4 protein-coding genes and 1 pseudogene are annotated in these 5,726 nt (G+C 72.6%); all 5 read right to left on the bottom strand.

Annotated elements, in window-relative coordinates; translation table 11 throughout:
* Positions 1-175: 175 nt before the first annotated feature.
* A complete protein-coding gene (locus AB0H32_RS46355) occupies positions 176-595 on the bottom strand; it encodes a pyridoxamine 5'-phosphate oxidase family protein (protein WP_361135158.1) in 420 nt (139 codons plus the stop codon).
* Between the two features lie 428 nt (positions 596-1,023).
* Positions 1,024-2,976: a PAS domain S-box protein gene (locus AB0H32_RS46350; RefSeq protein ID WP_361135155.1), complete on the bottom strand. Its 1,953-nt coding sequence runs from the start codon at positions 2,974-2,976 to the stop codon at positions 1,024-1,026.
* 179 nt (positions 2,977-3,155) lie between these two features.
* Entirely contained in the window at positions 3,156-3,959 is an 804-nt protein-coding gene (ppk2, locus tag AB0H32_RS46345) for a polyphosphate kinase 2 (protein ID WP_361135152.1), read from the bottom strand.
* 310 nt (positions 3,960-4,269) lie between these two features.
* A pseudogene (locus AB0H32_RS46340) lies at positions 4,270-4,364 on the bottom strand.
* A 94-nt stretch (positions 4,365-4,458) separates the two neighbouring features.
* A partial coding sequence (locus AB0H32_RS46335) for an amidohydrolase family protein (protein WP_361135149.1) occupies positions 4,459-5,726 on the bottom strand: 1,268 nt, incomplete at its 5' end.

Genomic DNA, 5,726 nt, shown 5'->3' with positions numbered 1-5,726 from the left:
CCGGGCACCTCTCCCTGTTCCCGGCCTCCGGTTTCCCGTGCCGTTCACATGAAGAGAGTGGCAGGAGGAGCTGACGGGGAGCTGATGCGCCGCTGACGGCCCGCGAGGCGCGACCTGCCGGACGGCGAACCGGACACCACGGTGGACGGAGCGTCGCGCCGGATCCCGGCCCCCTTCAGCTGCCGTGGACGCCGGCCAGTTCCCTCCCGGTGACCACGACGGGCTCGATCCGCAGGAAGACGCCGTCACCGACGGACCTCCACGACGTGGGACCGCTGTGCGACAGGCGTTCGTGCTCGGCCGGATCGGTCACGAGCAGGGCGCGGCCGGTGACGACCACGCTCCAGCCGGAACGGGTCGCCGTGTCGAATTCGTCCGCCTCGAAGGCGACCACGGCACCGTCGACGGCCCGTACCAGATCCGAACCGGCCGAGGTGCGCACGAGCACGGAGGAGTCTGTGTCGAGGCAGAAGTTCACCGGGAGTACCGCGGGCAGCGCCTGCTTGGTGTAGACGACGCGGCCCACCGGCACCTTGGCCAGCAGGCGCAGACACGCCTGCCTGTCGAGTGCGTGGAAGCCGTCGTCGGTGACCATCTGGCCATCGTCTTCGGGCGCACCCGGGCCGGGTAGGGCCGATCGGCCCTACCCGTGGCCCAGGACAGTCCTCGTTCCAGGTGGCGTCCCCGCCCACCGTGACGGAGGGGCGCCGGGCCGGCGGTGGTGGGCACTGGAACGGCCCGTTGGCAGCAGCAGCGGCAGCCGACCGGTGCATCGTGGCGCCCGAGTGGACCCGACGGGTCCGGAAACAGGGCCGGTCGGCCCAACGCGTGCAATCCGGGGGCGCGTTTAAGGTGCCGGTGGCGCGGTCGGCCTTCGGTGGGGGAGGCCGAGCGGAGCCGTCGGCCGAGGCGGGGAGGCGACAGTCCGGGATCCGCTACGGGGCACATCGAAGGTGTCCGGCCGGTGTCTGACACTGCGTCACAGGTCGGAGCCCGGGCGTGGCCACCGGTGCGCGGCACACCTCACAGCTTCAGCGTGAACCAGGTGGTCTTGCCCTCGTCCGTCGGCCGTACCCCCCAGCTCTCGGCGAGGCTGCGGACCAGGAGCAGACCGCGGCCGGACTCCTCGTCCTGGGCCGCGAGCCGCGGCTGGGGCAGATGCGGGCTGCGGTCGCTGACCTCGATGGTCAGGTCGGTGGGGGTCCGGCACAGGCGCAGTCCGACGGGGCCCTCCGCGTGCTGGACGGCGTTGGTGAGGGTCTCGGAGAGCAGCAGCAGTGCGTCCTCGCCCGTGGTGGTGCAGTCCCATGTCGCCAGGGTGCGGCGCAGGAAGGCACGGCCCTCGGGCACGGAGGACGGGGCGGCGGGCAGCTCGGTGGTGACGGCGGCGGGCGCGGCCGCCGGCAGCTGGGCCAGCAGGAGGGTCACATCGTCGTCGTGGCCCTCGGCGTCGGGCAGCAGGGCGGAGAGCACGCGGTCGGCGGCCGCCTCCAGCCCCGCCGACCGCGGCAGACAGGTGTCGAGGACCGAGGTGAGTTCGGAGATCCTTACCTCGATGTCGCTGCCGGGCGTCTCGACCAGGCCGTCGGTGTACAGCACGAGCGTGGCGCCCGGCTCTATGTCGGTCATGGACTGCTCGTAGAGGATGCCGCCCACGCCGAGCGGGGCGTTGACCGGTGCGGGAAGCGTGCGGACACCGTCGCAGGGGCCGACGACGAGGGTCGGCAGATGCCCGGCGGAACAGACGGTCACGGTCCCGGCATCCGGGGCGATCACCAGGTAGCAGCAGGTGACCAGCTGGTCGGGGACGTCCAGGTCGGTCACGACGGTGTCCAGTGCCTGCATCAGCCGGCGGGGCTGCATCTCCGTCTTGGCCAGTGCGTGGGCCGCCGAACGAAGCTGCCCCATGACAGCGGCCGCCTCCAGGCCGCGGCCCATCACATCGCCTATGAGGACGCCGACCCGTCCGGCGCCCAGCGGGATGAGGTCGAACCAGTCGCCGCCGACGCCGGCGCCCTGGGTGGCGGGCCGGTAGCGGCTGGCAGTGGCCAGCCCGGGGATCGCGGGCGGGGTACCCATGAGGCTGCGCTGCAGGGTGAGGGCGATGTGCCGCTGCTGTTCCAGCAGCGCAGTCAGCTCAGCCTCCGCGCGCTTGCGGTCGCTGATGTCCCGGACGATCGCGCACGCCCCGACCACCCTGCCGCGGGTGTCCCGGGTCGGCCACAGCGTGACGTCGACGTCGAGCATCGCCCCCGTACTGGTGACCCGCAGCGTCTCGAAGTGCTCGACCTTCTCCCCGTGCCGCAGCCTTTTCAGCAGGGTGCTGACGTCGTCGTGCAGTTCGTCCGGGGCGAGCAGGGACACGTGCCGGCCTATGACCTCCTCCGCGGAGTAGCCGTACAGCCGTGCGGCGGCGGCGTTCCAGTAGGTGATGTACCCGTCCAGGGTCTTGGCGAGAATGGCGTCCTGGGAGGATTCCACGAGCGCGGCCAGCTCGTTGATGCGGGCCTCGGCCGCCTTGCGGTCGCTGACGTCCCGCACCGCGGCGGAGACCAGCAGCCCGTCCGCGGTCTCCAGCGGGCTCAGGCTGATCTCCACGGGGAACTCGGTGCCGTTCTTGCGCAGCCCGTGCAGCTCCAGTCCGGCCCCCATGGGGCGCACCTGGCGGTTGGCGGCGTAACCGCCGCGGTGCCGGGTGTGGTCGCCGCGGAACCGGTGGGGCACCAGCAGCTCGACCGGCCGGCCGAGCAGCTCCTCGCGCCGGTAGCCGAACAGTGCCTCCGTCTGGGCGTTGACCAGCCGGATCGAGCCGGTGTCGTCGACGATCACCATGGCGTCCGGCGCCGCCTCCAGGAGCCCGCGGAAACGTTCCTCGGCCGCGGAGGGGCCGCCCGGCGACAGCGGGGCGCCGCAGGGGCACCGGTCCAGGACCGCGGGGTCCGCCGGCCGTGGCGGCTCGTCTGCGAACGTGTTCATGGGCCACCCCGCGGTGTCGCGCGTGCAAGAGACGGCCATCCCAACGCATGGCGGGCGCCGCCGCCCTGCCTTGTCGCGTCATGCCGGGCAGCGATCGCAGGACGTCCGCGGTCGGACCGGACCTGCCGGGAACAGAACCAGGTTTGACCGTTCGGCGTCGCAGACGGGGGCGGCGGTGTTCAGAGGTCCGCCGCGTGATCGGGTACGTACGTCTGCAGATCGCGCGGCGGGCGCTGATAGCCGGTCGACGGCGGCCGCTCCGGCAGCTCCAGCACCGGCGGCGCCACCTCACGGTAGGGGAGGGACTCCAGCAGGTGAGCGATCATGTTCAGCCGGGCTCGGCGCTTGTCGTCGCTCTCGACGACGAACCACGGAGCCTCCGAGGTGTCGGTGTGCACCAGCATCGTGTCCTTGGCGCGTGAGTACGCCTCCCAGCGGGTGATCGACTCCAGGTCCATCGCCGACAGCTTCCAGCGGCGCAGCGGATCCTCCAGCCGGCGCCGGAAACGCTCCTGCTGCACCGTGTCGCTCACCGAGAACCAGTACTTGCGCAGCAGGATCCCGTCGTCCACCAGCATCCGCTCGAAGATCGGGCACTGGCGCAGGAACCGCTGGTACTCCGGCTGGGTGCAGAACCCCATGACGTACTCCACGCCCGCGCGGTTGTACCAGGAGCGGTCGAACAGCACGATCTCCCCGGCGGCCGGCAGATGCTCGACGTAGCGCTGGAAGTACCACTGGGTCCGCTCGCGCTCCGTGGGCTTGGGAAGCGCCGCGATCCGGGCGACGCGGGGGTTGAGGTGCTGGGCGACCCGCTGGATGGTGCCGCCCTTGCCGGCCGCGTCCCGTCCCTCGAAGACGACGACCAGCCGGACGCCCTCGGCCCGCACCCACTCCTGCAGCTTGACCAACTCAGCCTGCAGACGCAGCAGTTCCTTCTCGTACGCCTTGCGTGGCAGTTCGTCCGTCGTCTTGTCGGCCATGACGCCTCGTCTCTCCCGCGCCCCCGCATGGACGCCGTCCACAGCCCCCTCACCTGGTCACGCTACCGCCCGGGAGCCCACGGCACAGGCGGGCGCCGAGCGGCTCGGGGACCGCCCGGACCCCCCGGTGGTCCCACCCGGCCCTCGCGATGTCGTCTCCGAAGTGCTTCCATGGAAGTGGCGGAAAGTACGTCTACCCGACGCGGGGAAGCGGCCGCATCGATCGGTCGCGCACCGCGCAATCAGGATCCGCGAGAAGCGGGTGTGCTTTCCGCCGTGCGCGTGCCTTCCGGAACGCTCGGCCCGTGGGCGGAGAGGGCAGGATTTGAACCTGCGTGGGCCGCGTGGGGCCCGACCTCGAGGCGTGCTCGCTGGTCCCCGATAAGCCACTCCGGGCACCTCTCCCTGTTCCCGGCCTCCGGTTTCCCGTGCCGTTCACATGAAGAGAGTGGCAGGAGGAGCTGACGGGGAGCTGATGCGCCGCTGGCGAGGTGCTCCGTCAGGCGGCCCGGTGCACCACCCGACCGCCGGTCACGGTCAACACGACCGGTTCATCGGCCAGTTCGTCGCCGGGTGCATGTACCGGGTCGACGGACAGGGCGGTCAGGTCCGCACGGTGGCCTGGTGCGATGCGGCCGGCGATGCCCGATTCACCGGCCGCCGCGGCCGCGTGGCCGGTGCAGCCCTCCAGTGCCTGCAACGCCGTGAGGCCGGGCCGCTGCGCCGCTGCGCCCCGGGGGCTGCGGGCCGTCGCCAGCACGGCGCGCACGTCGTAGTGCGCGATGGGCCAGTCCGAGCCGAGGGCGAGCGTCGCCCCGGCCTCGCGCAGGTCCCGCAGCCGCCAGGCGCGGGCCGCCCGGTCGGTGCCCGGGCGGCGGGACCACTCGTCGGTGCCGTCCGCCCGCGTGTAGCCGGTGTGCGGGGGCTGCAACGAGGCGGCGACGCCCAACTCCACGAATCGGGGCAGGAGTTCGTCGGGAACCGTCTCGATGTGCTCGATCCGGTGGGCCCCCTGCACGTCGGGCCCGAGCGAGGCGACGGTGTCCAGGACGTGGCGCACGGCCGCGTCCCCGATGGCGTGCGTGGCCGTCCGCACGCCGGCTCTGTGCAGGGTGCCCACGGCGGCGGCGTACGCCTGCGGGTCCGGCCAGAACGCGTCCGTGCCCTGGCCGTGGCAGTCGGGGCGCTCCAGCCAGGCGGTGCCGCCCTCGACGGTGCCGTCCATGAAGAACTTGGCCCCGCCGACGGCCCAGTGCCGGCCGCCCCTGCCCTGCAGTTCGATCAGTTCCCGCAGGGCGTCCTCGTCCGCACCGGGCATGCACCAGGGTGCGAACCGCAGCCGCACGGGAAGCACCGTCTCCCGCGCCACCGAGGCCACCGGGTCCAGGTCGCCGCCGTCCATCACATGGGCGCCGGTGAGGCCGGTGACGGCCATCGCGGACAGCAGCTCCAGCAGCCGCGCGCGCCGCACGGCGCACGACGGCCGGGGTACGACACCGGCCAGCAGGTCCATCGCGGCATGCTCCACGAGGTGACCCGTCGGCCGTCCTTGGGCGTCGCACACCACCTCCGCGCGCTGGGCGAAGGCGCGCGGCCCGGTCACCTCGGCGGCAGCCAGCGCCGCGCCGTTGGCGAGCGCCGAGTGCCCGTCGTACAGCCGCAGGAAGGCGGGTGTGCCGTCCAGTACGCCGTCCACCAGGTCGTGGTGGACGAGCCGGCCCTCGAAGGCGCTGTGGTCCAGGCCGTGGCCGACCACCCAGCCGTCCA

Origin of the sequence: Streptomyces sp. NPDC020362 (genome assembly GCF_040642095.1) — a bacterium.
GTDB lineage: Bacteria > Actinomycetota > Actinomycetes > Streptomycetales > Streptomycetaceae > Streptomyces.
This window is presented reverse-complemented; position numbering and strand designations above follow the sequence as displayed.

Bases quoted from the DNA above. Each gene is read 5' to 3' on its own strand.
- AB0H32_RS46355 (WP_361135158.1), bottom strand. From the start codon at position 595: ATGGTCACCGACGACGGCTTCCACGCACTCGACAGGCAGGCGTGTCTG.
- AB0H32_RS46350 (WP_361135155.1), bottom strand. From the start codon at position 2,976: ATGAACACGTTCGCAGACGAGCCGCCACGGCCGGCGGACCCCGCGGTC.
- ppk2 (WP_361135152.1), bottom strand. From the start codon at position 3,959: ATGGCCGACAAGACGACGGACGAACTGCCACGCAAGGCGTACGAGAAG.